This is a genomic window from Streptomyces sp. SID5469 (assembly GCF_009862865.1).
GTDB lineage: Bacteria > Actinomycetota > Actinomycetes > Streptomycetales > Streptomycetaceae > Streptomyces > Streptomyces avermitilis.
The window spans coordinates 8,753,064-8,777,768 of the sequence record NZ_WWIN01000001.1; the positions used below are offsets into that span (position 1 = coordinate 8,753,064).

General features: G+C 72.1%; 24 protein-coding genes. 6 read left to right on the forward strand and 18 right to left on the reverse strand.

Annotation, left to right across the window (positions count from 1 at the left end; genetic code table 11):
- Positions 1–3: 3 nt before the first annotated feature.
- Genes egtD through egtA form a run of 4 tightly spaced genes read right to left on the reverse strand, consistent with a single transcriptional unit; the run spans position 4 to position 4,422 of the window.
- Positions 4–1,005, reverse strand: a complete 1,002-nt coding sequence (gene egtD, locus GTY58_RS38080; protein ID WP_010988733.1) for an L-histidine N(alpha)-methyltransferase — start codon at positions 1,003–1,005, stop codon at positions 4–6.
- Positions 1,002–1,829, reverse strand: a complete 828-nt coding sequence (egtC, locus tag GTY58_RS38085) for an ergothioneine biosynthesis protein EgtC (RefSeq protein WP_010988734.1) — start codon at positions 1,827–1,829, stop codon at positions 1,002–1,004. The genes egtD and egtC overlap by 4 nt, the downstream gene beginning before the upstream one ends.
- Positions 1,829–3,151, reverse strand: coding sequence for an ergothioneine biosynthesis protein EgtB (gene egtB, locus GTY58_RS38090; protein ID WP_010988735.1), 1,323 nt, complete (start codon positions 3,149–3,151; stop codon positions 1,829–1,831). The genes egtC and egtB overlap by 1 nt, the downstream gene beginning before the upstream one ends.
- Positions 3,148–4,422: an ergothioneine biosynthesis glutamate--cysteine ligase EgtA gene (egtA, locus tag GTY58_RS38095; protein WP_010988736.1), complete on the reverse strand. Its 1,275-nt coding sequence runs from the start codon at positions 4,420–4,422 to the stop codon at positions 3,148–3,150. Before egtA ends, egtB begins: the two co-directional genes overlap by 4 nt.
- 285 nt (positions 4,423–4,707) lie before the next feature.
- Between egtA and GTY58_RS38100 the strand changes: the two genes are divergently transcribed.
- Positions 4,708–5,556, forward strand: coding sequence for a TIGR02452 family protein (locus GTY58_RS38100; protein WP_037647116.1), 849 nt, complete (start codon positions 4,708–4,710; stop codon positions 5,554–5,556).
- Here the strand turns inward: GTY58_RS38100 and GTY58_RS38105 are convergent.
- The 4 genes from GTY58_RS38105 to GTY58_RS38120 all read right to left on the reverse strand — a co-directional run bounded on the left by GTY58_RS38105 (position 5,541) and on the right by GTY58_RS38120 (position 9,434).
- Positions 5,541–5,987, reverse strand: a complete 447-nt coding sequence (locus GTY58_RS38105; RefSeq protein ID WP_037647212.1) for a type II toxin-antitoxin system PemK/MazF family toxin — start codon at positions 5,985–5,987, stop codon at positions 5,541–5,543. The two genes, GTY58_RS38100 and GTY58_RS38105, sit on opposite strands and share 16 nt — an antisense overlap.
- Positions 5,988–6,085: 98 nt before the next feature.
- On the reverse strand, positions 6,086–7,573 hold the full coding sequence (locus tag GTY58_RS38110; protein ID WP_037647117.1) for a flotillin family protein: 1,488 nt from the start codon (positions 7,571–7,573) through the stop codon (positions 6,086–6,088).
- Positions 7,574–7,707: 134 nt separating this feature from the next.
- A complete protein-coding gene (locus tag GTY58_RS38115) occupies positions 7,708–7,932 on the reverse strand; it encodes a hypothetical protein (RefSeq protein ID WP_037647214.1) in 225 nt (74 codons plus the stop codon).
- Positions 7,929–9,434: an amidase gene (locus GTY58_RS38120; RefSeq protein ID WP_037647118.1), complete on the reverse strand. Its 1,506-nt coding sequence runs from the start codon at positions 9,432–9,434 to the stop codon at positions 7,929–7,931. Before GTY58_RS38120 ends, GTY58_RS38115 begins: the two co-directional genes overlap by 4 nt.
- A gap of 189 nt (positions 9,435–9,623) precedes the next feature.
- On the opposite strand from GTY58_RS38120, the gene GTY58_RS38125 reads away from it, so the two are divergent.
- A complete protein-coding gene (locus GTY58_RS38125; RefSeq protein ID WP_171033146.1) occupies positions 9,624–10,670 on the forward strand; it encodes a LacI family DNA-binding transcriptional regulator in 1,047 nt (348 codons plus the stop codon).
- Positions 10,671–10,855: 185 nt separating this feature from the next.
- Here GTY58_RS38125 and trxA read toward each other — a convergent pair whose 3' ends face one another.
- On the reverse strand, positions 10,856–11,245 hold the full coding sequence (gene trxA, locus GTY58_RS38130) for a thioredoxin (protein WP_010988742.1): 390 nt from the start codon (positions 11,243–11,245) through the stop codon (positions 10,856–10,858).
- A gap of 128 nt (positions 11,246–11,373) precedes the next feature.
- Between trxA and GTY58_RS38135 the strand changes: the two genes are divergently transcribed.
- Positions 11,374–12,807, forward strand: coding sequence for an NAD(P)/FAD-dependent oxidoreductase (locus GTY58_RS38135; protein WP_010988743.1), 1,434 nt, complete (start codon positions 11,374–11,376; stop codon positions 12,805–12,807).
- A 316-nt stretch (positions 12,808–13,123) separates the two neighbouring features.
- On the opposite strand, the gene GTY58_RS38140 is transcribed toward GTY58_RS38135, so the two are convergent.
- The gene (locus GTY58_RS38140) at positions 13,124–13,798 is read right to left on the reverse strand and encodes a peptide deformylase (protein WP_010988744.1); all 675 of its coding nucleotides are present in this window, start codon (positions 13,796–13,798) and stop codon (positions 13,124–13,126) included.
- Between the two features lie 195 nt (positions 13,799–13,993).
- Here GTY58_RS38140 and GTY58_RS38145 point away from each other — a divergent pair, with 195 nt between their 5' ends.
- A complete protein-coding gene (locus GTY58_RS38145; protein ID WP_010988745.1) occupies positions 13,994–15,406 on the forward strand; it encodes a PepSY-associated TM helix domain-containing protein in 1,413 nt (470 codons plus the stop codon).
- A gap of 31 nt (positions 15,407–15,437) precedes the next feature.
- Positions 15,438–15,851, forward strand: a complete 414-nt coding sequence (locus tag GTY58_RS38150) for a BlaI/MecI/CopY family transcriptional regulator (protein WP_010988746.1) — start codon at positions 15,438–15,440, stop codon at positions 15,849–15,851.
- Between the two features lie 283 nt (positions 15,852–16,134).
- Here GTY58_RS38150 and GTY58_RS38155 read toward each other — a convergent pair whose 3' ends face one another.
- The 3 genes from GTY58_RS38155 to GTY58_RS38165 form a co-directional block, all read right to left on the reverse strand.
- Positions 16,135–16,482, reverse strand: a complete 348-nt coding sequence (locus GTY58_RS38155) for a tetratricopeptide repeat protein (RefSeq protein WP_010988747.1) — start codon at positions 16,480–16,482, stop codon at positions 16,135–16,137.
- A 77-nt stretch (positions 16,483–16,559) separates the two neighbouring features.
- Positions 16,560–17,024 carry a winged helix DNA-binding protein gene (locus GTY58_RS38160; protein ID WP_010988748.1) on the reverse strand — a complete coding sequence of 155 codons (465 nt, stop codon included), beginning with the start codon at positions 17,022–17,024 and terminating at the stop codon, positions 16,560–16,562.
- The gene (locus GTY58_RS38165; protein ID WP_010988749.1) at positions 17,021–17,548 is read right to left on the reverse strand and encodes a MarR family transcriptional regulator; all 528 of its coding nucleotides are present in this window, start codon (positions 17,546–17,548) and stop codon (positions 17,021–17,023) included. The genes GTY58_RS38160 and GTY58_RS38165 overlap by 4 nt, the downstream gene beginning before the upstream one ends.
- Before the next feature lie 144 nt (positions 17,549–17,692).
- Here GTY58_RS38165 and GTY58_RS38170 point away from each other — a divergent pair, with 144 nt between their 5' ends.
- On the forward strand, positions 17,693–18,658 hold the full coding sequence (locus tag GTY58_RS38170; RefSeq protein WP_010988750.1) for a pirin family protein: 966 nt from the start codon (positions 17,693–17,695) through the stop codon (positions 18,656–18,658).
- 678 nt (positions 18,659–19,336) lie between these two features.
- On the opposite strand, the gene GTY58_RS38175 is transcribed toward GTY58_RS38170, so the two are convergent.
- The 5 genes from GTY58_RS38175 to GTY58_RS38195 form a co-directional block, all read right to left on the reverse strand.
- On the reverse strand, positions 19,337–19,741 hold the full coding sequence (locus GTY58_RS38175) for a hypothetical protein (protein ID WP_037647119.1): 405 nt from the start codon (positions 19,739–19,741) through the stop codon (positions 19,337–19,339).
- Between the two features lie 102 nt (positions 19,742–19,843).
- Positions 19,844–20,113 carry a hypothetical protein gene (locus GTY58_RS41125; RefSeq protein WP_037647121.1) on the reverse strand — a complete coding sequence of 90 codons (270 nt, stop codon included), beginning with the start codon at positions 20,111–20,113 and terminating at the stop codon, positions 19,844–19,846.
- An 832-nt stretch (positions 20,114–20,945) separates the two neighbouring features.
- Positions 20,946–22,709, reverse strand: coding sequence for an ABC transporter ATP-binding protein (locus tag GTY58_RS38185; protein WP_010988752.1), 1,764 nt, complete (start codon positions 22,707–22,709; stop codon positions 20,946–20,948).
- On the reverse strand, positions 22,706–23,899 hold the full coding sequence (locus tag GTY58_RS38190; RefSeq protein WP_010988753.1) for a glycosyltransferase: 1,194 nt from the start codon (positions 23,897–23,899) through the stop codon (positions 22,706–22,708). Before GTY58_RS38190 ends, GTY58_RS38185 begins: the two co-directional genes overlap by 4 nt.
- Positions 23,900–24,703, reverse strand: a complete 804-nt coding sequence (locus GTY58_RS38195; protein WP_010988754.1) for an alpha/beta hydrolase — start codon at positions 24,701–24,703, stop codon at positions 23,900–23,902.
- Positions 24,704–24,705: the final 2 nt, after the last annotated feature.

Below are 24,705 nucleotides of genomic sequence, written 5' to 3' on the forward strand. Positions count from 1 at the left end.
TCCTCACCGCACCACGCTCAGCGACAGTGCGAAACGCCCCTCCTCGTCCGTCCACCAGTGCGTCAGGTCCAGGCCGGCCGCCGCCAGTTCGGCCCGTACGCCGTCCTTGCGGAACTTCGCGGAGACCTCCGTCCGCAGCTCCTCGCCGTCCGCGAAGTCCACCGCCAGATCCAGCGCCGGAATCTTCACGGTCTGCGCCGTCCGCGACCGCAGCCGCATCTCGATCCACTCCTTCTCGGCGTCCCAGACGGCCACGTGGTCGAAGGCGTCGGGGTCGAAGTCGGCGCCCAGCTCACGGTTGACGACCGTCAGCACGTTCTTGTTGAACTCCGCCGTCACCCCCGCCGCGTCGTCGTACGCGGCGACCAGGACCGACTCGTCCTTCACCAGGTCGGTGCCGAGCAGGAACGCGTCCCCGGGCGACAGCAGGGTCCGTACGGAGGCGAGGAACGCCGTCCGTTCGGCGGGCAGCAGATTGCCGATCGTGCCGCCGAGGAACGCGACGAGCCGCGGACCCGGCGTGCCGGGCAGCGCGAGACCGCCGGTGAAGTCCGCGATCAGCGCGTGCACGTTCAGATTCGGGCGCTCGGCGATCAGCGCCTGTCCCGCCTGGGTCAGCGCGCTCTCGCTGACGTCGACCGGGACGTAGGTGTGCAGCCCGGTCAGCTCGTCCAGCAGGTGCCGGGTCTTCTCGGAGGAGCCGGAACCCAGCTCGACCAGGGTGCGCGCGCCGGTCGCGGCCGCGATCTCCGCGGCCCGGGCGATCAGGATCTCCCGCTCCGCGCGCGTCGGGTAGTACTCCGGCAGTTCGGTGATCTTCTCGAAGAGCTCACTGCCGTGCGCGTCGTAGAACCACTTCGGCGGAAGCGTCTTGGGCTTGGCGGTCTCCCCAGGTCGAGCGGGGCCGGCGCCCCGGGGGACGGCGAGGCCGTGCAGGACGTCGGCGCGCAGGGCCGCGTCCGTGGTGTCCTCGGGCAGGGTGCGGGTGAGAAGGAACGGGCTCACGTACGGGGCTCCTTCGGTGGTGCGGATGCCATGTGGGTGTGCGGTTCACCGTGTTCCGGCGGGCCCCCCTGTTCCCGCGGGTCCTTGAGCGGGGTGAGCAGGACGTCGGTGCGGCTCGCGGCGAGCAGCGTGCGGTCCGGCACCTCCTGCCAGTGCGGATCGTCGTCGTACGGTTCGGAGGCCACAACGGTGCGGCGGCCGGGCTCGGCGAGGTACCAGAGCGTGTCGCCCCAGGCGGTCGCCGCGATCGTCTCGCCGCTCGTGAGCAGCAGGTTGAGCCGGGAGCCGGGGGCCGCCGCGGCGACCTCCAGCACGGTGTCGGCCAGCGCCTGCCCCTCCTCGTCGCCGCCGCGCAGCCGGTTCAGGACCAGGGCCCAGACGAGCGCCGAGTCGCAGCGCGCCTCCAGCGACAGCAGCTCGGTGGGCGGGAGCGAGCAGGCCAGGGGGGCCAGCGAGTCGGGCCAGCCGGCGACGGCCCCGTTGTGGCTGAACAGCCAGGGGCCGGCGGCGAACGGCGCCGCCGCGGCCTCCCCGTCCGCCCCCGCCACGGTCGCGTCCCGTACGGCGGCGAGCAGCGCGGTGGTCCGTACGACACGGGCCAGGTCGGCGAAGGACTGGTCGCCCCAGATGGGCACGGCCCGGCGGTACCGCGCCGGCACCGGGTCCTCCTCGGCGTACCAGCCCACCCCGAAACCATCGGCGTTGACGGTCCCGTACCGCTGCCGCCGGGGCGCCCACGACTGCCGGAAGAGGCTGTGCGCGGGTTCCACGAGCAGCCTGCCGAGCGGCTCCGCCGGCCCCAGGTAGGCCAGGTGACGGCACATCAGGAAGCTCCCGAGCGAGCGGTGCGGAACCCGGAGAATATCTGCCGCCGGATCGGATAGTCCCAGTTGCGGAACGTACCCCGGCAGGCCACCGGGTCCACGGCGAACGAACCGCCGCGCAGCACCTTGTGCTCAGGCCCGAAGAACACCTCCGAGTACTCCTTGTACGGGAACGCCGTGAACCCCGGATACGGCTCCAGGTCGCTCGACGTCCACTCCCACACGTCGCCGATCAACTGCCGTACGCCGAGCGGAGAGGCGCCCGCCGGATAGCTTCCCGCCGGAGCCGGACGCAGATGCCGCTGCCCGAGGTTGGCGTGCTCGGGCGTCGGGTCGGCGTCGCCCCACGGGTAGCGGGTGGAGCGGCCGGTGACCGGGTCGTGACGGGCCGCCTTTTCCCACTCGGCCTCGGTGGGCAGCCGGCGCCCCGCCCAGCGCGCGTACGCGTCCGCCTCGTACCAGCACACGTGCAGCACCGGCTCGTTCGGCGGCACGGGCTCGGTGACGCCGAAACGCCGCCGCAGCCACTGCCCCTGCTCGCGGCGCCAGTACAGCGGCGCCTCGATGGAGTGGGAGCGGATGTGGTCCCAGCCTTCGGCGGTCCACCAGCGCTCGTCACCGTAGCCGCCGTCCTCGATGAACGCCTGGTACGCGGCGTTCGTCACCGGTGTGGTGTCCAGGTAGAAGGACGGCACCAGGCGCTCGTGTGCGGGCCGTTCGTTGTCCAGCGCCCATGGTTCGGCCGAGGTGCCCATCGTGAACGGGCCGCCGGGAACGAGGACTTCGGCCGGACCGGTGAACGGCGGCGCGGGCGCGGGGTCCGGTGCCGTCAGTGCCGCGGGGCCCTTGCGCAGCTGATGGGTGATCAGCATCGTCTCGTCGTGCTGCTGTTCGTGCTGCGCGATCATGCCGAAGGCGAAGCCCGCCTCCGTCAGCGGGGTGCCACGGAACGCCGTGCTCTCCAGGACGTCGAGCGCCCGGCCGCGCACCTCCGACGCATAGCGCCGGGCCTCGTCGGGCGGCAGCAGCGGCAGCGAGGGCCGTTCGGCGCGCGGGTGCTCGAACGCGTCGTACAGCCCGTCGATCTCGGGCCGCATCGCGTCACGCCCGGCGACCGCGCGCAGCAGCCACAGCTCCTCCTGGTTGCCGATGTGCGCCAGGTCCCACACCAGCGGGGACATCAGCGGCGAGTGCTGCGCGGTGAGGTCGGGCTCGTCCACGCACGTGGTGAGGAGCGCGGTGCGCTCGCGGGCGGTGGTGAGCGCGTCGAGCGCGCGGGCCCGGAGCGTGTCGGGGTCGGTCGGGGACCCGGGGTCGGTCATGTGCGGAGGTCCTTCCCGTGGAGCTGGAGCAGCAGATCGTCGGCGGGGCAGCGACCCCGGGCCACATAGCGGTCGGTGAACTCCGCCACGGCGTTCTGCACCTCGGCGGTGGCGCCGAGCCGGGGCAGCGCCTCGGCCGCGGCCGCGAAGCAGATGACGGCGGCCTCGTGCAACTCGGGGTCGGCCAGACCCTGGCGTGCGGCCTCGATCCACAGCGGATTGCACGGAGCGGGCAGTGAACGGCCGTGCTCCGCGAGGGGTTTGACCGTCCGGTAGGCGATCTCGGCGGCCTCGGGGTCGTCGAAGAGGGCCGCCGTCACCGCCAGCGGCACGATCCAGCCGTCGTCACCCGGCTGGGCGTCGATCATGCGCAGTTCGAGATGGCCGCGCGGGCGCACCGGCGGGAACAGGGTCGAGACGTGATAGTCGAGGTCGCCGCGGTCCGGCGGGGTGCCGGACCGGGTCCACTCCCGGAAACTCATTGCCTCCGGTACCTGCCAGGGGCCGCTGTCGGCCCGTATGCACATCACCGGCGCGTCCAGCACGTGCCGGGCCCAGGTCCTTCGTGGGTCGCCGTCGAGGGGCGGGGCACTCGAACGCCCCGGGTCCATGGCGGCCCACAGGTACTGCCGGGTCGAGCGCCAGCCCGTGGCCCGCCCATGGGCCATGGGGGAGTGCGCGAACGCGGCCACGAGGACCGCGCCCAGCTGGTGCGCCAGCCACCAGCGCCGCCCGTGCCCGAGCGGCCCCGGCTCCTCGTGCCCGGCGTCCAGGCACACCTGGACGGACGCGGAGGAGCACATCATGGCGCGGCCCTCGGGTCCGGCGCGGTCCAGGTAGGACTCCATGGCGTCGTAGCGCGGCTCATGGAGATAGCGGGTCGGGGGGCTCCAGGGGTCGTGGCCGTATCCACGGAGGCCGAGACCCGCCTCGCGCAGCAGCGCGCGTACCGCGTCGAGGTCGGCGGAGACGGATCCGATGCACTCCATCAGCGAGGCGGCGGGAGCGGAGCTGAGCTCCAGCTGGCCGCCGGGTTCGACGGTGAGCGCCGAACGCAGGGGCACGGTCCGCAATGCGGCGTAGGCCGCATCGAGTCGTTCGGGTGCTACCGGGAGCTGCGGCCGCCGCAGCTCGTGGACTATCCATTCCAGTTCGACACCGAGCGTGCGGGGCGGTCCGGTCTTGAAGCAGATACCGCGGACCAGAGCCTCCACATCGGCCTCGGTGACGGCGGAGCGGGGCTCCGTACAGTCACTCACCGAATCGGACATGTCGGGATCCTCCTGAGATTCCACCATGTCGCCGGACCCGGCTTCGGTTGAGCCGGACCGGCAATGACTCGTCCCACCCAAAACCCTCGCGCCGCTTCGCACAAGGGTGCACATCGTTGTTTTTCGGACCGTTTCATAAACCGAGAACCGTTGTGTCGGGGACAGGGAAACTCTGTTGCGGCGTATGTCCAGCATCGCTCACCATTCGTTCATGAGCACGACGGGGGAGATCGCGGCAGGGGAAATCGCAGGCGGGGGCCTCACAGCGTCCACGGGGGTGGTGCTGTGAGCGCGCGCCTGCGCGCGATCGCGCGGGAGACGGAGGAGATCGTCGCGGCGGGCCGGTACCACGCGTCCGACGGGCGTGCGGTGTCGATCGCCGCGGCGGTCGAGGCCGCACGGGCCGCGACCCGGGTGTATGGGCCGGACCCTGTGGAGATATCGCAGGTCGGCCCGGTCGCCACGCTCTTCGAGGTGACCGGTGAGAGCAGCCTGGAGGCGGCCCGGCGACTGACGGAGCGGGCGGGCGATCCGGTCGCCGTACTGAACTTCGCCTCGGCCCGCAATCCGGGCGGCGGCTATCTGAACGGCGCACAGGCCCAGGAGGAGGCCCTGTGCCGGGCCTCCGCGCTGTACACGTGCGTGCTGGGGGCCCGCGCGTTCTACGAGCACCACCGGGCGCACCGGGATCCGTTCTACACGGACCGGGTCATCCATTCGCCCGCCGTGCCGGTCTTCCGAGACGACCGCGGGCGCCTGCTCGACAAGCCGTATCCGGTCGGCTTCCTCACCGCCGCGGCGCCGAATGCCGGGGTCGTGCTGCGCAGCGCGCCGGAGCGGGCCCCCGAGCTGCCGCGGGCCCTCGCGGCACGCGCCGAGCGGGTGCTGGAGACGGCGGTGACGCACGGCTACCGGCGGCTGGTGCTGGGCGCCTGGGGCTGCGGAGTGTTCCGGAACGACCCCGCGCAGGTGGCGGGGGCGTTCCACGGGCTGCTGGGTCCCGGGGGCCGGTTCGCCGGGCACTTCGAGCACGTCGTGTTCGGCGTCCTCGACCGGACGCCGGGGACGGCGACCAGAGGCGCCTTCGAGCGTGCGTTCGATGGCGAGGTGCGGGGCGCTCAGCGCCAGCCGTAGCGCTCCCGCAGCCGGTGCACCACCAGGTTGAACCGCATCCGGTCCAGGGCGCAGGCCTCCCGCCGCATGCCGCTCTCGTGCAGCCGCAGCACGCGGTCCACGGCCACCCAGGAGTCGCGTCCCGACCTGTCCCAGGGCCCGCTGCCGATCGGCACCCACTCCCGGTCGCCGTCGTGCCGCTTGCTGGAGAGCTGCACCGCCAGCAGCGTGCCGGCCGCCTCCCGGGCGACGACGAGCACCGGGCGGTCCTTGCCGCGCCCGTCGTTCTCCTCGAAGGGCACCCAGGTCCAGACGATCTCGCCGGGGTCGGGGTCACCGTCGTGCGCGGGGGAGTACTCGGTCCGCACCCGGCCCACCGTGCGGGGTTCGGCCTCGGTGGTCGCGGAAGGGCCGTGGCGGCCGGGAATGTCTTCATCGGTAAAGGCAGTCACGCGGGTCACGGTAGAGCCTGCTCGGCACGGCTCGCCGAACGGGTACGGCACTTCGGGCGTACGGGGGACAACTCCCGTACGCCCGAAGCCTTACCGTTTCACCCCTCGTCCTTCTCCACCGGCACCTTCTCCGTACGCGCGGGCACGAACCCGTTGAGCCCGGCGGCGCCGCCGCCCGCCGTCCCGTTCTGGTTCATCGACGCCAGCAGCTGGCGGGCCAGACCCAGCCCCGTGCCGCCCATGGTGAGCGCCTTGGCGAACATGTCGCCCATGCCGTCGGCGCCGTTGAGCAGCACCATGTGCTCGACGTTGTTGAAGGCGCTCGCGCCCGCCTGGACTATCTCCGGCCAGTTCTCGGCGAGTTGCTGCGCGACCACCGCCTCCTGGTTCTCGGCGAGTGCGGCCGCCCGCGCCTTGATGGCCTCCGCCTCCGCGAGACCCTTCGCCCGGGTCGCCTCGGCCACCGCGAGCCCCTTCGCCTGCGCCGCGGCCGCCTCGGCCTCACCGGTGGCCCGGGTCGCCGTCGCGGAGGCGGCACCGCGCGCCTTCGTCGCCTCGGCCTCGGCGCTCGCCGCCGTCTTCACCCGGGTCGCCTCGGCCGCGGCCGCCAGCTCCGTCTCCTTGGCCTTGGCCTGCGCCGCGGAGATGCGCGCGTCGCGGTCGGCCTCGGCGCGGGCCCGGGTCTCGTACGCCTTCGCGTCGGCCGGCTTGCGGACGTCCGCCTGGAGCTGTTGCTCACGGCGGTGCGCCTCGAGTTCGGCGACCCGCGTCTCCTGGACGACGACGTCCTGGCGCGCGGCGGCGTCGGCGAGCGGACCGGCCTGCTTGGCCTTGGCGGCCGCCTTGTCACGCTCGGCCTGGTACCCGGCTTGCAGGATCTCGCTGTCCCGGGTCGCCTCCGACATCCGGGACGCGGCCAACTGCTCGGCCTCGGTGGCGAGACGGTTCGCCTCCGCCTGCGCGATCCGCGCGTCCCGCTGCACGGCGGCCGCGTGCGGCATGGCCAGGTTCTTGATGTACCCGGTCGGGTCCTCGATCTCGTGGATCTGGAGCGAGTCGACGATCAGACCCAGCTTCTCCATCTCCGTACCGCACGCGGCACGCGTCTGCCCGGTGAGCTTCTCGCGGTCGCGGATCATGTCCTCGACCGTCAACCCGCCCACGATGGACCGCAGATGACCGGCGAACACGTTGTGCACCCGCTCCGCCATCAGCTTCTGCTGGTCGAGGAAGCGGCGGCCCGCGTTGGCGATCGACACGAAGTCGTCGCCCACCTTGAAGATGACCACGCCCCGCACCTTCAGCGGAATGCCCTGCGTGGTGACGCAGTCCACGGACAGCTCGGTCTCGTTGAGATCGAGCGACATCTTGCGGACCGCTTGCACGCCCGGCAGCACCAGCGTGCCGCGCCCCGTCACGATGCGGAAACCCATGCCTTCTTCAAGGCCTTCGGTCCGATGCTTCGAACCGGAGATGATCAGTGCTTCGTTGGGCTCCGCGACGCGCCACATGAGCTTGAAGACCACAACGATGAAGATCAGTGCGAGGACTGCTGCCCCCGCCACGACGCCGACAATCATCGGCATACGCCCCCTTTGGATGGTGCCCTGACGGCACCGAACGAACGGGAGTGTGCTCCTGTGCAAGGCCGAAATACAGACGCTGACGCGTCCTTGTCGCAATCTTGACGCGTACGGCTCTCACCTGGGGGACGGGCGGCTCAACTGTCGTACGCCGCAGCCACGTAGACGGTCCGCGGCGGCAGGTACTCGATCACCATCACCACCGTGCCCGGCTCGATCCGGTCCTGCGCGGACGCCGGATACGCCAGGAAGTGTTCCGCGCCGCCGCGCACCCGGACGATCACCTCGCCGACGAGCCCGGGGCCGATCGTGCCGGTGACCCGCCCCATCAACCCGACCATCGACGCATCGTCCATGGTCACAGCGTACGGCCCGAACTCCTCCGGGTCGCCGCCGAGTCGGCGTCCGTCGAGGCCGGAGGCCACTGTTCGTGCCATCGCCGGTCCGCCTCCAGCTGGGCGGCGAGCGAGACGAGCAGGGGTTCGCTGTGCGCCGGGCCCAGCAACTGGGCGCCCACGGGCAGGAGTCCGCCGTCTCGGCCGCCCTCGGCCGGGGAGGGGCCGCCGTCCACGAAACCGGCGGGGACGTTGACGCCCGGCCAGCCCAGCACGTTCCACGGCCAGGCGTAGGGGCAGGCGGCGATCATGGCGCGGTCGGTCCCGAAACCGTTCAGGTTCACCATCGAGCCGATGTGCGGCGGGGGAGCGGCGGTCGTCGGCGCGAGGAGTACGTCGTACACGTCGAAGAGCGCCCCGACCCGCCGGTGCAGCCTGGCCTCCGCCGCCCGTGCCAGGCGCAGGGGTGCTCCGCCGAGCAGTCGGCCGAGGCGGGCGGCGTCGCGGGTGCGCCGGTCGAGGAGGTCCGGAAACGGCGCGTCGCGCACCCACTCCGCCAGGCCGGCCGTGGCCCGCGGGACGAACGTCAGTCCGATCCGGCCGTAGCGCGGCTCCGCCTCCTCGACCACGTGCCCGAGCGCCGCCAGCCGCTCCGCCAGCTCGAGGACCCGCGCCCGTACCCGGGGATCGAGCCGGGCGGGCAGCGCCGTGAACGGGGGCTTGAGCGAGAGGGCGATCCGCAGCCGGCCCGGCTCGCGCCCGACGGCCTCCAGGACGCCGGTGGCGGGCGGGCGGTGCAGGTCGCCCGCGTGGTTGCCGCTCGCCGCGTCCAGGAGCAGCGCCGCGTCGGCGACCGTACGGGCGAGCGTTCCGTTGACCGTGATGCCCTGGAAGGACTCGGGGCGCGGCCAGGTGGAGATCCGGCCGCGCTGCGGTTTGATGCCGACCAGATGCGTCCAGGAGGCCGGGATGCGGACGGAACCCGCACCGTCCGAGCCCAGGGCGGCCGGGACCAGGCCCGCGGCGACCGCGGCCGCCGAGCCGCCCGAGGAACCGCCCGGCGTGTGGTCCGGATGCCAGGGATTGCGGGTGGCGCCGAAAGCGGGCCCCTCGGTGAACGGCCACTGGCCCAGCTCGCAGGTGTTGGTCTTGCCGACGATCACCGCCCCGGCCGCCCGCAGCCGCCGTACCGCCTCACTGTCCTCGGCCCGCGGCGGGAACTCGCCCCGACAGCCGAACGCGGTCGGTTCGCCCGCCACGTCCATGTCGTCCTTCACCGCCACCGGCACCCCGAGCAGCGGCCGCCGCGCCCCCGCCGCCAGCTCCCGGTCCGCCGCCTGTGCCTCGGCGAGCGAGGCCTCGGCGCGCACCAGCCGGAACGCGTTCAGCGAGGGCTGCGTCGCCTCGATCCGGGCCAGCGTCCGCTCGACGAGCTCGCGCGAGGTCACCTCGCCGTCGGCCAGGGCCCGGGCGCACCGGGCGAGGCCCTCGGCACGCTCGGGAGGGGTGTCGGCGCGTTCGGCAGCCATGCGGGACACCTCCGGGTGGACGACGTCTACCGAACGGTAACCGCCCGGCGCCCGACGCGGTACGGGATCTCGAACTTCCGCCCCGGAAACGGGTGTTCAGGGGTGCATCTGGCCGATGAATGTCGGGAAAGCGCTTGTTCCGAGCGGAAGTTGCCCCGGTACGGAGCGCCGCCGCCGTCTTCTGCAAAGATGCCGTACGTCATGGTGCACATACCGAACGAGCCCGTCCCTTCGCCGTCCGCACCACGCTCCGTGCCGACGAGCGCCGATGTGGCACGCCTGGCGGGAGTCTCGCGCGCGACCGTCTCGTACGTGCTCAACAACACCAGCGCCGTCCGGATCAGCGAGCCCACGCGCCGCCGCGTCCACGAGGCCGCCAAGGAACTCGGGTACGTCCCGCACGCCGCGGCCCGCAGCCTGCGCGCCGGGCACAGCCGTATGGTCCTGATCCCGACGCCGAACGTGCCGGTCGGACCGCTCTACAACCAGTTCTTCAACGAACTGCAGTGGGCGCTCAGCCGACTTGAGTACACCGTGGTGCAGTACGGCGACCTGTCGCCGCACGGCGACGAGGCGGCCCGCGCCTGGGCCGAGCTGCGGCCGGTCGCCGTCCTCGTGCCCGGCGGCGGGCTCGGGCCCCAGGGCCTGGCCGTGCTCAAGCGCTCCGGCGCCCGCGCCGTCGTCACCCTCGGCGCCGAACGCGTCGAGGGCGCCCACGCGGTGCTGCTGGACCACGAGGGGGTCGGCCACAGCGCCGGCCGGCACCTGCTCGCCCGCGGCCGCCGCGCGGTAGGGGTCGTGGTACCCGAGGAGCCCGGCTTGGAGATGTTCTCCAAGCCCCGGCTCGAAGGCGTCCGGCGGGCCCTCCAGGGCACCGGGGCCACCGTCACCGAACTGCCGCTCGCCTACGAGGAGGAGGCCGCGGCCCGCCTCGCCGCGCGCTGGCGCCCGCTGGGCCTGGACGCCGTCTTCGCGTACAACGACGAGTACGCGATGCTGCTCATGCGCGCCCTCCAGGACGAGGGCATCGCCATTCCGCGGGAGACGGCCGTGATCGGCGCCGACGACCTGATGCTCGGCCGGCTGCTGCGGCCACGCCTGAGCACGGTCCACATCGAGCTGCCGTCGGGGCGCGACCTCGCGGAGCTGGTCGATCGCGCGGTACGCGATCCGGGCGTCGCACCCGAGGTGCACGAGGTGCTCGGCACGAGGGTCGTACAGCGGGAATCCAGCTGAACGTCCGGGCCCGGCTCACGGGTCACGGGTCCCGGGGAACGCCCTCGGGCGATTCGGACCCGACTCCCCGACCGCTCCCCGGAGTTGCGCCTGCCCCGGGCCCGGGGCAGGCGGCCCGTTCCTCATCACGGCATGCCGCGAACGCCGCACGCTCGACCGGGGCGATGCCTGATCCTGAGCGGGTGCTACTCGCCCTGCTGTGCCTGAGCCTGCGCCTGCTGTGCCGCGACCGCCTTGCGGACCTCGTCCATGTCCAGCTTCCGGGCCTGTCCGATCACGTCCTCCAGGGCTGCCTCGGGCAGGGCGCCCGGCTGGGCGAACACGGCGACCTGGTCGCGGACGATCATCAGCGTCGGGATCGACTGGATGTCGAAGGCCGCGGCCAGCTCGGGCTGAGCCTCGGTGTCGACCTTGGCGAACACCAGGTCCGGATTGGCCTCCGCCGCCTTCTCGTAGACCGGGGCGAACTGACGGCACGGCCCGCACCAGGACGCCCAGAAGTCGATCAGGACGAACTCGTTGTCCGTGACCGTCTGGTCGAAGTTCTCCTTGGTGAGCTCCACGGTGCTGCTCATGGCGTGTTTCCCTCTTCCTGGTGTCGGGGGCTCGGGGCAAGCCGCTGTCCACAACGCCACCCTCCGGCGCCGTATTCCGCGCGCGTACCCGTGTGGCCAGCACGCACACCAGCTACCAGACTGACCCCATGACGGAAACGGAATCCATCGCGTACGACGTCGTGGTGCTCGGGGCCGGTCCGGTGGGGGAGAACGTCGCCGACCGCACCCGCGCGGCCGGCCTGTCCACCGCGGTCGTCGAGAGCGAGCTGGTCGGCGGCGAGTGCTCCTACTGGGCCTGCATGCCCAGCAAGGCCCTGCTGCGCCCGGTCATCGCCCGCGCCGACGCCCGCCGCGTGCCCGGCGTGAGCCACCTCGCGCAGGGCCACCTCGACACGGCAGCGGTCCTCGCCCACCGGGACTACGAGGTCTCGCACTGGAAGGACGACGGCCAGGTCGGCTGGCTCGACGGCATCGGGGCCGACCTGTACCGGGGGCACGGGCGCCTGTCCGGACCCCGCGAGGTGACGGTGACGGGCCCCGACGGTGATCGCCGGGTACTGACCGCCCGGCACGCGGTCGCGGTGTGCACCGGCAGCCGCGCCCTGCTGCCCGACCTGCCGGGCCTCGACCAGGTCGAACCGTGGACGAGCCGCGAGGCCACCAGCGCTCAGGCCGCCCCCGGCCGGCTGATCGTGGTCGGCGGCGGTGTGGTCGCCGTCGAGATGGCCACCGCCTGGCGGGCACTCGGCTCCGAGGTCACGGTCCTCGTCCGCGGGAAGGGTCTGTTGCCCCGTATGGAGCCGTTCGCCGGGGAACTGGTGGCGGAGGCGCTCAAGGAGGCGGGCGCCGACGTCCGCACCGGCACATCGGTGTCGGCGGTGACCCGCGAGGGCCCGACCGTGGTGGTGCTGACGGACACGGGCGACCGCATCGAGGCGGACGAGATCCTCTTCGCCACGGGCCGCGCCCCGCGCACCGACGATCTGGGCCTCGACACGGTGGGTCTGGAGCCCGGCTCGTGGCTGTCCGTCGACGACAGCCTCCGGGTGACGGGCAGCGACTGGCTGTACGCGGTCGGCGATGTGAACCACCGGGCGCTCCTCACCCACCAGGGCAAGTACCAGGCCCGGATCGCGGGCGCGGCCATCGCCGCCCGGGCCTCGGGCGTGCCCCTGCTGGAATCGGATCCCTGGGGCGCCCACGCCGCCACCGCCGACCACGCGGCCGTCCCCCAGGTCGTCTTCACCGACCCGGAGGCGGCGGCCGTGGGTCTCTCCCTCGCCGAGGCGGAGCGGGCCGGGCACCACGTCCGCGCCGTCGACGTCGAGTTCTCCTCGGTCGCGGGCGCCGGTCTGTACGCCGACGGCTACCGCGGCCGGGCCCGCATGGTCGTCGACGTCAACCGCGAGACCCTCCTCGGCGTGACCTTCGTCGGCCCTGGCGTGGGCGAACTGATCCACTCGGCGACGATCGCCGTCGCCGGCGAGGTGCCGATCGGCCGGCTGTGGCATGCGGTGCCCTCGTATCCGACGATCAGCGAGGTATGGCTGCGGCTCCTGGAGGCCTACCGGGACGCCTAGGGCCTGTCGTCGGACGCGTCGGTGTCTTGGACCGGCAGGACGCGTCGGTCTGTTGGGCCGGCCCGGTCCGCGACGTCGCGGCGACATCAGCCGCGGCGTCCGGGGCGGCCCCTCGCCGCGTTGGCGCACGACCGGAGTACGGCCCGGTACGCGGGTCGTACTCCGGCTCGCGACGCACCGCCCCGGAGACCGCGGCCTGACCCTGCCCGAGCCGGAACTCACCATGGGGCAGGCCCTTTGGACACGGCAGCGCGGGCACCGCGTCGGGCGCCCGCGATTCTGAGCCGACCGGCGTTCTCGGTCGGGCGGCGCGCACTCAGTCGGGCAGCGCGAACCCCAGTGCCGCCGCCGCCCGTTCCGGCGTCGGCTGGCTCCACCGCAGTGCCATCGCCTCGTTCGACGACAGCGACCGCAGCTCCGCCCGGTCGAGATAGAGCATGCCGTCGAGGTGGTCCGTCTCGTGCTGGACGATGCGGGCGGGCCAGCCGGTGAACTCCTCGTCCACGGCGCGACCGTGCTCGTCCAGCGCGGTCAGCCGCACCCGGGCGGGCCGGGCCACCACAGCCTGCCAGCCCGGCACGCTGAGGCAGCCCTCGAAGAACGCGGCCCGGTCGCTGCCGACGGCCTCGTACGACGGGTTGACCAGCACCCGGAAGGGCTGCGGCACCCGCCCCCGCACCGCCCCCACCTCCTCCGGCACCGGCGCCGGGTCCTCGATGACCGCGATCCGCAGCCCCACCCCCACCTGGGGCGCCGCGAGGCCGACGCCCGGCGCCGCGTGCATGGTCAGGCGCAGGGCCTCGACGAAGCGGGCGAGGAGCCCGGGTCCGAGCTGCCCGTCGTAGGGCTCGGCGCCGCGGCGCAGCACCGGGTCGCCGGCCGCGACGATCGGCAACGGGCCGCCGGTGGCGAGGAGTTCCTCGACACGGTCGGCGAGCGGGCGGGAGGCGGAGCGGGTGTCGGGGACCGTGCGGTCACTTTCGGATGCCATCGCGTCAGCATGCCAGGCAGATCGAGCGGCACGAGGCCCGTCCCCGCGGCCATGTGGCCCAGGTCACGTACATCCGCGGGAACTCACCCGCACTCCGCCCCGACTACTGAAGCGCCACGGCCCTCCCGGGTCCCGTGCCCCGAGGTTGTCCCACGTCCCCATTCCCCATTCCCCGTCCCCCGGAGAAGCCCGCCGATGACCACCGCTCCCTCCGCCCCAGACGCTCCCTCGACCACGACGGACGAGCCCCCGCAGTCCGGTACGCCCGGGCCCGCCAGATGGGCCCCGCTGCGCCCCCTGGTCCTGCGCCTGCACTTCTACGCCGGCCTGCTCGTGGCCCCGTTCCTGCTGGTCGCCGCGCTGACCGGATTCCTCTACGCGGCTTCCTACCAGGCCGAGAAGATCGTGTACGCGCATGAGCTGACCGTCCCCGTCGGCGACACCGAGCTGCCGATCTCCCAGCAGGTCGCCGCCGCCCGCAAGGCCCACCCCGAGGGCACACTCACGGCCGTGCGCCCCTCCCCGGAGGCGGACGCGACGACCAGGGTGCTGCTGTCCGGCGTCAAGGGCGTCGACGAGGGCCACACCCTCGCCGTCTTCGTCGACCCGTACACCGGCAAGGTGCGGGGCTCGCTGGAACAGTACGGATCGACCGGCGCGCTGCCCCTGCGCACCTGGATCGACGAGTTCCACCGCGATCTCCAGCTGGGTGAGAACGGGCGCCTGTACAGCGAACTCGCCGCGAGCTGGCTGTGGGTGATCGCGGGCGGCGGCCTCGTGCTGTGGTTCGGGCGTCGGCGCGCGCAGCGCAAGGTGCGCGGGACGAGCGGGCGCCGCCGCACCCTGGGCCTGCACGGCACGGTCGGCGTCTGGGCCGCGGCCGGCTTCTTCTTCCTCTCGGCCACCGGCCTGACCTGGTCCACCTACGCCGGCGCCAACATCGACGAACTGCGCACCTCGCTCGGCCAGGCCACCCCGTCGGTGTCGGCGGCGGCGGCCGGCGAGCACGCGGGCCACGACGCCGCGGCGGGAACCGGCGGTACCGAGCACGGCGTGGGCCTCGACAAGATCCTCGCCGCCGCCCGTGCCAAGGGGCTCGGCGATCCCGTCGAGATCGTCCCGCCCGCCGACGCGTCGTCCACGTACGTGGTGAAGCAGGTCCAGCGCAGCTGGCCCGAGAAGCAGGACTCGGTGGCCGTGGACCCGGCGACCGGCGAGGTCACCGACACGCTCCGGTTCGCCGACTATCCGCTGCTCGCCAAGCTGACCCGCTGGGGCATCGACGCCCACACCGGCGTCCTGTTCGGGCTCGTCAACCAGATCGCGTTGATGGCCCTCGCCCTGTCCCTGGTCCTGCTGATCGTCTGGGGCTACCGCATGTGGTGGCAGCGCGGCCGGGCCTCCGCCTTCGGCCGGCCGATCCCGCGCGGCGCCTGGCAGCAGGTCCCTCCGCAGATCCTCGTACCGTGCATGGCGGTGATAGCCGTCCTCGGCTACTTCGTGCCGCTGCTCGGCATCCCGCTGGCGGTGTTCATCGCCGTGGACGTCGTCCTCGGCGAGATCGCCCACCGGCGTGGGCAGCGCACTTACGGAAGGCAGGTAGCGTAGCCGGACACGCGGATGCCGGAGGGAGTCGGACATGGCACAGCGCGAGGCCAACAGCCCGCACCGCGGTTCCCGGCGCCGCGGGCAGGGCGAGCTGGAGGTCCAGGTGCTCGGCGCGCTGCGCGAGGCGGACGGCCCGGTGACCGCGTCCTGGGTGCAGGAGCACCTCGGCGGCGACCTCGCGTACACCACCGTGGTGACCATCCTGACCCGGCTGCTGGCCAAGGACGTCGTCTCCCGCGAGCGGCAGGGGCGTTCCTTCGCCTGGACGCCGACCGCCGACGTCGCGCGCCTCGCCGCGCTCAAGATGCGCCGCCTCCTCGACGGTGAACGCGACCGCGAAGCCGTCCTGGCCAGCTTTGTCACCGCGCTGCCGCCGGACGACGAACAGGTCCTGCGCACACTCCTGGACGCGGCGGACACGGCGGACGGCGGTACGGAAGGCTGACGCCTCGTGGAGGTTTTGTCTTCCTGCCGCTGGTCTCGCCGCTGGTCCTGCCGCTGAGCGCCTGGCCGGTGGCGCGCCTGGCCGAGTTGCACGCGGCCGCACCCCTCTGAGGCCCGTACACGGAAAGAGGCTGAGCCCCGTTGCCACCGGGGCTCAGCCTCTGCGTCATTGCGCTACGGATACGTCGTAGCGCTACGGATACGTCGTAGCGCGACGGGTACGTCGTTGCGCTGCGGATGCGTACGGCGCTACGGAACGAGTGAACGCTTCTCGTGCGGACGGATCACCGTGCCTCGAAGTCGCCCGCGAGCGCCGAGGCGATCCGCAGCTGCGAGTCCGCCTCGTCGTCCCGCCCCTGGCGCTGGAGCGTGCGGCCCAGCATCAACCGGGCGTAGTGCTCCACGGGGTCGCGCTCGACGAGGATGCGCAGCTCGGCCTCCGCACGGCCCAACTGGGCCGAGTGGTAGTAGGAACGCGCCAGCAGCAGCCGCGGCCCGGTCTGCTCCGGCACCTCGTCGACCAGCCCGTCCAGAATCCGCGCGGCGACGGCGTAGTCCTTGGCGTCGAAGAACATCTGCGCGCGCTCCCAGCGCTCCGCGGCCGTCCCCTGGTCGTAGTACGTCGTTTCCACTGCTGACCTCCTTCGACGCTCACAACGGCCCGGTTTGGTTGAATATTCCACGACTGGGTCGGGGGGCGGTGCCGCCCTTACAGGGCCGCAAGCTCCGCGTTCGCCCGCTCCGTCACCAGCGTCAGCACACGCCCGGCCGTCTCCAGATCCTGGGCCGGGATGCCCGCGTACAGCCGGGTCGCGATCTCCTTGCCGCCGGCCTGGATGCTTTCGAACAGCTCCCGGCCGCTGTCCGTGAGCGACACCTGACCGGGTGCCGGTTCGTCCAGCAGCTTCGCGGCGATCAGCTCGTCGACGGCCTGCCGGGCGGGTGTTTCCCCGGTCTTCAGCGCACCGGTCAGGCGGTCGACGAGCCGGTCGCGCGCGACAGTTCCGCCGGCGGCCGCGGCCGCGTGCAGGGCCACCGACTCCTCGAACGTGGTGCCGGTGCGGGCCAGTACGGTCTCCAGCAGGCCGCGACCGGCGTAGTGGGCAAGGCCTATGACCTGACCGTTGACGGTGGGGTTGGTGGTGAGGTTGGTGGTGGGGTTGGTGGTGGTCACGACTGCTCCTCTGCGGCAGGTGTGCCGAGTTCGGTGGATGTGCCGGGTTCGATCGATGCGTCGAGTGGTGCGTCGAGCAGAGTTCTCAGTTCGTGCGTGAATCGCGTCGTGCGCGGGCTGTCGAGGCCGCCCAAGGGCTGGAGGAGCTGCTCCAGCAGCCGGTGGACCACCTTGATCGCCTGCTGGGCGACCTCGTGTCCCCGCGGGGTGAGCGACAGCTGGATCGCGCGCGGGTCCGCCGGGTCGCGGGTCCGGTCGACGAGGCCGCCGGACTCCAGCGCGCGGGCCAGCTTCGAGACGTAGAGCGCTTCGAGTCCGGTGTGGTCGGCGAGCTGCCGCTGGTTGGGCCTGAGCCCGGTGCGGTGCATGCCGACCAGCGTGGCGACCAGCGAATACTGCGCGTGCGTCAGCCCCAGCGGCGCGACCGCCCGGTCGACCGCGACGCGCCATTTCATCGACAGTCGCCAGACCAGGAAACCGGGGGTCGCGCCCTCGGGGGCCGTGTCGCTCACCGTGTTGCTCATGACGGATACTGTACATAGATACTATAGCCATAGCTACTATTTTCTCGTGGTGCGACGCACCGCATCCCGAAGGGACGGGGCCGATCCGGCCAGGGGAGGGGGGATGGACTGACGGACCGTCCCGGCCGGGGCTAGGTTTGCCACATGAGCAATCTTGATCGCGAGGCAGTGCCCACGCTGTGCGGCGGCCGTGGGTTCGTGGTGGCCGAGCCGGTGCGCGAACTCCTCAGCCCCCGCAAGGTCAAGCTCGGTGAGTCCACCGAAGTCCGCCGTCTGCTGCCCAACCTAGGCCGCCGTATGGTCGGCGCCTGGTGCTTCGTCGATCACTACGGTCCCGATGACATCGCCGACGAGCCAGGCATGCAGGTCCCGCCGCACCCGCACATGGGGCTCCAGACGGTCAGCTGGCTGCACGAGGGCGAGGTCCTCCACCGCGACTCGACGGGCAGCCTCCAGACGATCCGCCCGCGCGAGCTGGGCCTGATGACGTCCGGCCGCGCGATCAGTCACTCCGAGGAAAGCCCCAAGTCGCACGCGCGGTTCCTGCACGGAGCACAGTTGTGGGTGGCCCTGCCGGACAGTCACCGGCACACCGATCCGCGCTTCGAGCACCACGCGGAACTGCCGGTCGTCACGGCGCCGGGGCTCCAGGCCACGCTGATCCTGGGCGAGGTCGACGGCGCGACCTCGCCCGGCACGACGTTCACCCCGATCGTGGGCGCCGACCTGTCCCTCGCGAGCGGCGCCGACGTACGACTGCCACTGGAGCCGGACTTCGAGTACGCCGTCCTGTCCATGTCGGGCGAGGCCCACGTCGACGGCGTACCGGTCCTGCCGGGCTCGATGCTCTACCTCGGCTGCGGCCGCAGCGAACTGCCGCTGCGCGCGGAGTCGGACGCGGGCCTGATGCTCCTGGGCGGCGAGCCGTTCGAGGAGGAGCTGGTGATGTGGTGGAACTTCATCGGGCGGTCCAACGAGGACATCGCACAGGCCCGTTCGGACTGGATGGCAGGCTCCCGATTCGGTGAGGTGGTGGGGTACGACGGCGCTCCACTGCGCGCTCCTGAACTCCCGCCGGTGCCGCTGAAACCGCGCGGAAGGGTGCGCTGACCTGGGGCTCCAGCTCAAGCGCAGGCCCCTCGCGGGACGTGGCTGTTCCCGCTCGACACCCCGTTTTCCCGAGGGGCCGACCGCTCCTGCGAAGTCCATCGACGGACAGTGCTGCGTTCTCGTGTCTGGACATCTGTAGGCGGGTTTGGTCAGCCCAATGCTGGGCTGCCGCTCGCGTGTAGGGCCAGGCCCATGCTGACTTCGGTGACTTGTGCTGGGGCAAGGTGCCCCAAGTGCGTGGGCGACGAAGGGGAGAAGAAGTCCGTGACGAGGGGGCTTTTGTGAGAATCCCCCAATGCCCCGGCGTGCCGCTGCTGCCGTACTCACCCCTTGGGCGGACCGCCATGGGGAGAGTGTGGCTACAGTGACGGCCCTCGGAAGCGGCTTGTCGGCAAGCCGGGCTCTGCTTCAGAACGGGGAACGGCAGTCAGCAGGTTCTCGCCGACCCACCGTCACCGAGTACAGCTCTCACTCAGCCGCCGTAGCCGCGCTGCGCCACAGTGGCCTGCTCCGGCGGGCGCCACTGTCCGGCCCCGCCCGCGCCTTGAAGGGCGCGACGTGCCGCTCCTCAGCCCACGCCACCCACACATTGGTTACACACCGTGACCGTCCAGTAGGATCGATCCACGCGCATGTGACCTCGCTGGTGTGGGGGTGTGCGTGTCGTCCGGACTCGGTTCACGCTTCGTCGTGGTGGGTGAGGTGGCCGTCGGTGAGCCGCCAGTAGTGCTGGTGAGGAGTTAGTTGCCAGGTCTCGTCGGCAGCGATCACCTGCGTGATCCACTCGTGGAGTTGCGGGAGGGCATGCGCTCGTAGAACAGCGCGGGTTGCAGCACGTTCAGTGGCATCGACTGGGTGGACGTCTATGCGGAAGCCAACCATGTCCGGGTGGATGCCGCGGCCGTAGTTGCGGGGGTTCGGAGCGACCCATTCGGCTCCCAGGACGATGGTCCCGCTGTCATGCCCAGTGAGGAACTGCAGGTCCGTGACACGGGTCATGTAAGGGCCAAGACGCTCGTTGATGTCGGTGGTGGTCAGTGGCCAGGCACGGTGCCGGGGCAGTCTTCGATTTCGTGCGGACATGGCAAGCAGAATGGCAGAAGGTCACTGTCGGCCCTCATGGGTGTTCTGTTCGGCGGCGGTTTCCAGAAGCTGGCGAGCGGAGTTCGCGCAGCGGATCGCGGTCTACGAGTGTGCTGTCCGGACGGCAGATGCTCGCGTGGCCGTCGTACTGGACGTAGAACCGTCGTTCCGATACAGCACCAGATTCCCGTCCTTCTGGTACGTGAACGTGTAGGAGCCGTTCTGGGAGACCAGGTACTGGTCGGCCACGAGCATGTCACCGGGCAGCATGCGGTCGCCTTGGGCCGCGGGCCGTTCCGTGTCGTATATGTAGCCGAGGGCCTGGTGGTTGAGTGTGCTGGCGATGGTGGTGTTCCCGAACCAGGGATCCATGGCGTCGGGCTCGTTCTGCCCCTGTGGCGCGCCCCGTGCTGCGGCATGTATGTCAGGTCGGAGTGCTCGTACTGCCATTGGGCCCACAGGCGGTCGATGTTGGCGTGGTGCAGCCAGAACACCGGGTCGTTCGGGGAGCTCAGCGGCCTCATGTGGCCACCGACCCACTCGTGCACCCGGTTGTGGATGTTCGGCCCGATCCAGCCTTCGAGCTGGTTCCGGAAGCTCGGGTTGCTCGTCGTGTCCCAGGGCGCGCTGTCATAGGGCGTGATCTGAAGGCAGTCGGCCACGTCCTGAGCGGTGGGCAGCGAGCCGATGTGCACCCCCAGTTCCCTGGTCAAATAGTTCGCGCCGATGTCGATCTTTAGGCAGACCCATTTGCCGGCATCGAAGGCAAAACTGATGTAACCGTCGTAAATGCCGCGGCGCTTGAGTTCCAGCAGGGCGTCGACGAATGCCGATAGCTCGGCTGTGTTCATCATTGCCTGGTCTCTGCGGACGAGAGCCATCATTGCTTCAAGGGTCAGGTGTTCGCCCCCTACCTTTCAGCGTCTGACCGGATCAGGCATCCGGCAACATATGGACGGAGAAGTTGAAAAGGCTACGGACGGCGCCGACGCCGGGGGACGGACGACATGTCGGTGCCGAGGCCTTGGGGCGCGCAACGAGCCTTGCCGTGCGGTGCACTTGAACACCGGCGACGACGGCACGCCGTTGGTCGCCCACCCCCGAGCGGCCCTGGGATTCCCGCTGTCGGTGCTTGCGGCCCTCGGCGCGGTGGGCGGGGCGTTCGACGTCGGCCTGCCGGTTGACACCGCGCCAGGTCGAGCCGTCACGCCGGGGGCTCGGCCGCCAGGAGCTGGGTCGCGGCCAGTTCGCGGTAGAGGTCGTCGTCGTCGACCAACGAGTGGTGGGTACCGACGGCGCGGACGCCGCCGTGCTCCAGGACCACGATCTGGTCCGCGTCGGTGACCGTGGACAGGCGGTGGGCGATCAAGAGGACCGTGCACCGGCCCGCGGCACGGGCGACGAGTTCGCTCAGGGCCTGTTCGTTGCGGGCGTCGAGCTGGGCCGTCGCCTCGTCGAGGAGGAGCACCTGAGGGCGGCGGAGCAGGGCGCGGGCGATGGCGAGGCGCTGTCGTTCGCCGCCGGACAGGGTCACGCCGCGCGGGCCGACGGGAGTGTCCAGGCCCTGGGGCAGGCGGGCGACGAGCGCGTCGAGGCGCGTGACGGCCAGGGCCTCGGCCAACTCCTCAGGGGTGGCCGAGGGTGCCGCGTACAGCAGGTTCTCGCGGAGGGAGCCGGCCATCACCGGGGAGTCCTGCTCGACGTACGCGATCCGCCGCCGGACCTCGGCACGCGGCAGTGCGGAGATGTCCTGGCCGCCGATCCTGATCGTGCCCGCGGTCGGCTCGTAGAAGCGCTGGAGGAGGGAGAAGAGGGTGGTCTTCCCGGCGCCCGAAAGGCCGACGAGCGCCGTCTGCGTACCGCCGGGGACCGTGAAGCCGACACCTCGCAGGGCGGGGGCGCGGCCCGGGTAGGCGAACTCGACCCCGGTCAGCTCGACGGCGGGCGGCGCGGCGTGGGCGGGGGCGGCGGCGGGCGGTGCGTCGATGTCGTCCTCGACCGGCAGCCCGGCGGCCTCCTGGATCCTGCCCACCGCGCCCAGCCCCTGCTGGAGTTGGGCGGCCCCGCCGACCAGCTGGGAGACCGGACTCGCCAGGAAGAACACGTACAGGAGGAAGGCGATCAGCTCGGAGACCGACATCGTGCGGTTCGCCACGAAGGTGCCGCCCACGCCGAGCACCACCAGGAACGCGGTCTGGATGGCGGCGCCGCCGACCATGGTGACCAGCGCGCTGTATCGGGCGCCGACCAGGCCGGCCGCGTACGCCTCGTCGACCGCGTCCTCGGCGGCCAGCGTCTCACGGCCCTCGGCGCCGTTGGCCTTGACCGTACGGGCCGCGCCGAGGGTGCGGTCGAGCACGGCGCCGACCGCGCCGACGGAGCTCTGGGAACGGGCCACTGCGGCCTTGATCCGGGGCAGGATCACGGTGATCACGACGCCGACCAGGGTGAGCACCAGCAGGGTGACCCCGAGCAGCCGGGCGTCGAGCGCCGCCATCATGAACAGCGCCCCGGCGAAGGTCAGTACGCCGTTGACCGTCATGATCAGGCCCTCGGTGGCCGCGCTCTTGAGCAGGGTGCTGTCGGAGGTGACGCGGGCGATGAGGTCGCCGGGGGCGCGCCGGTCCAGTTCGGCGACCCGCAGCCGGATCAGACGGTGCACAAGACCGCGCCGTACCTGCCGGACCACCCGCTCCGAAGTGCGTTGCTGGAGCCAGGCGTTGAGGCCGGTCAGCAGGGCGCCCGCGACCAGGAACACGGCGAGCAGCGCCACCGGGGCGACCACGCCGGCGCCGTCGTCGAGGCGGTCCAGGATCGCCTGCGCGAACTTCGGCTGCACCAGCCCCGACACGCTGGCCAGCAGAGTGAGGACGAGGGAGAGCAGCAGCACCCGCCAGTGAGGCCGCGCGTAGCCGATGAGGGCGGACAAGGAGCCGGGGGGAGTAGTGGGCGTGGGATCGTCGGTCATGAGCCTCGTACTCCGGGCACGGCCGACTCGGCCGTCAGTGTTTCGAGGCGGTCGGCGGCGGACTCGCTGCCCCCCGCGGCCCGGAAGGACTCCCCGACGGCCTCGGCCGCCTTCCGGTGGCCCTGAGCCGGATCGAGGACGGCCTCGACGGCCGCGCCGATCCTCGCCGCGTCGGCGCGGCCGAACCGCAGCCGTACCCCGGCGCCCGCGTCCACGACCTGGGCGGCCACGATCGGCTGGTCGTCACGGATCGGCGCGACGACGAGCGGGACCCCGTGCCACAGGGCCTCGCAGACGGTGTTGTGCCCGGCGTGACAGACCACCGCGTCGAGCCGTTCCAGCAGGGCGAGTTGAGGAACGTACCGGCGTACGAGGACGGTGTCGGGCACCGGGTGCTCGACCACCCCGCCGGGATCGACGAGCACGGCCCGCACCCGGTCCGCGATCCCGCCCAGCGCCTCGGCGGCCGCGTTCAGGAAACGGGCGCCGGCGTCGTTGTTGGCCGTGCCGAGGCTGACGAGGACGGTGGGCAGCGCGGAGGCCTCCAGCCACTCCCAGGGGAAGTCGTCGGGGCCCGCCGGGCGGGCGGCGACGGACGGCCCCACCAGCCAGACCCGGTCCGGCAGTTCCACCGGGCCGAGCAGCGCGCGCGTGGTGTACGCGAGCACCCCGTGCGGAGAGAACCGCGGATCCGCGGCGCCGGCGCCGCCCGTGATCCGGCGGCGCAGCTCCCCGAGCAGACCGTCGAGCCAGGCCGCGACTTTGGGCATCCCGGCCAGCGGGTCGACCAGTTCGGCGGACGTGGTGGCCGAGGTCACCCAGGGCCGCCCGAGCGACTCGGCGACCAGCGCGCCCGCCACCGCCTGCTGGTCGCAGACGACGACATCGGGATCGTACGCCTCGATCGCCGCCCGCACCCCGGGCGCCATGGCGTCCGCCAACGGGACGAGGAAGCTCTCCCAGAGGAACTGGAAGGCGGCCGGTCCCTTCAGGCCGGCGGGCCGGGAAAGACCGTCCTCGGGCAGCGCGCAGGGGAAGACGACGGCGTCCGCCCCCGCGAGACCGCGGACCAGTTCCGGATGGCCCGCCCAGGCGATGTCGTGCCCGCGGGCCGCGAGGGCCGCCGCGGTGCCCACGGCCGGGTTGACGTGCCCGACCAGCGGGGGCACCACGAACAGGAATCGGCCCATCTAGCGGGCCTCCCGCAGCGCGAGCGCCTCCTGGCCGAGCAGCCAGTCGCGTACGAGGGCGTACGTCTCCTTGGTGGCCTCCACCAGCACCGAGTGGCCGAGACCGGGCAGCACGACCGTACGGCAGCGCGCCAGGGACGCTTCCAGCATCCCGGTCTGCGCGGCGAGCTTGGACGCGCCGCCGAACACGGCGAACACCGGGCAGCGGATCGCGGACAGGTCGTCGTCGAGGAGAGAGCTGAGCGGGATCTCCTGGGCGAGGGCGGTCTCGTCCAGCACCCGGCCGGCCGCCCGGAACGGCCGGGCGTTGCGCTCGCCCGGGTTCTCCCGCAGCCACTCCTTGACCTCTCGGACCACCAGGCCGCCCTCCTCGCCGACCAGGCCCTCGTACATGCTCTGCGCCCAGGCCCGGCCCGGCGGCTCGGCCTCGATGGCGATGACGCTGGCGACCCGCTCGGGGTGGGCGGCGGCCATGGCGTACGCGATCGCCCCGCCGAAGGAGTTGCCGACGAGGTGCACCGGGCGGTTCACCGCCAGTGCGTCGAGCAGTGCGTCGAGGTCGCGGACGAAGTCCTCCATGCGGTAGCCGGTCGGCGGCCGGGAGGTCTTGCCGTGCCCGCGCAGGTCGTACATGACGACGTCCATGCCGTCCTCGGCGAGCTGCGGCGCGAGGCTGAAGTAGTAGCTGGCGAGGCTGTCGATGAGCATGCCGTGGATGAGCACCACGACGGGGCGCGGGACGTCACCCGGCCCACCCATGCGCTGGACGTGTACGTCGATGCCGTTCACCCGCAGGGTCGCCACCG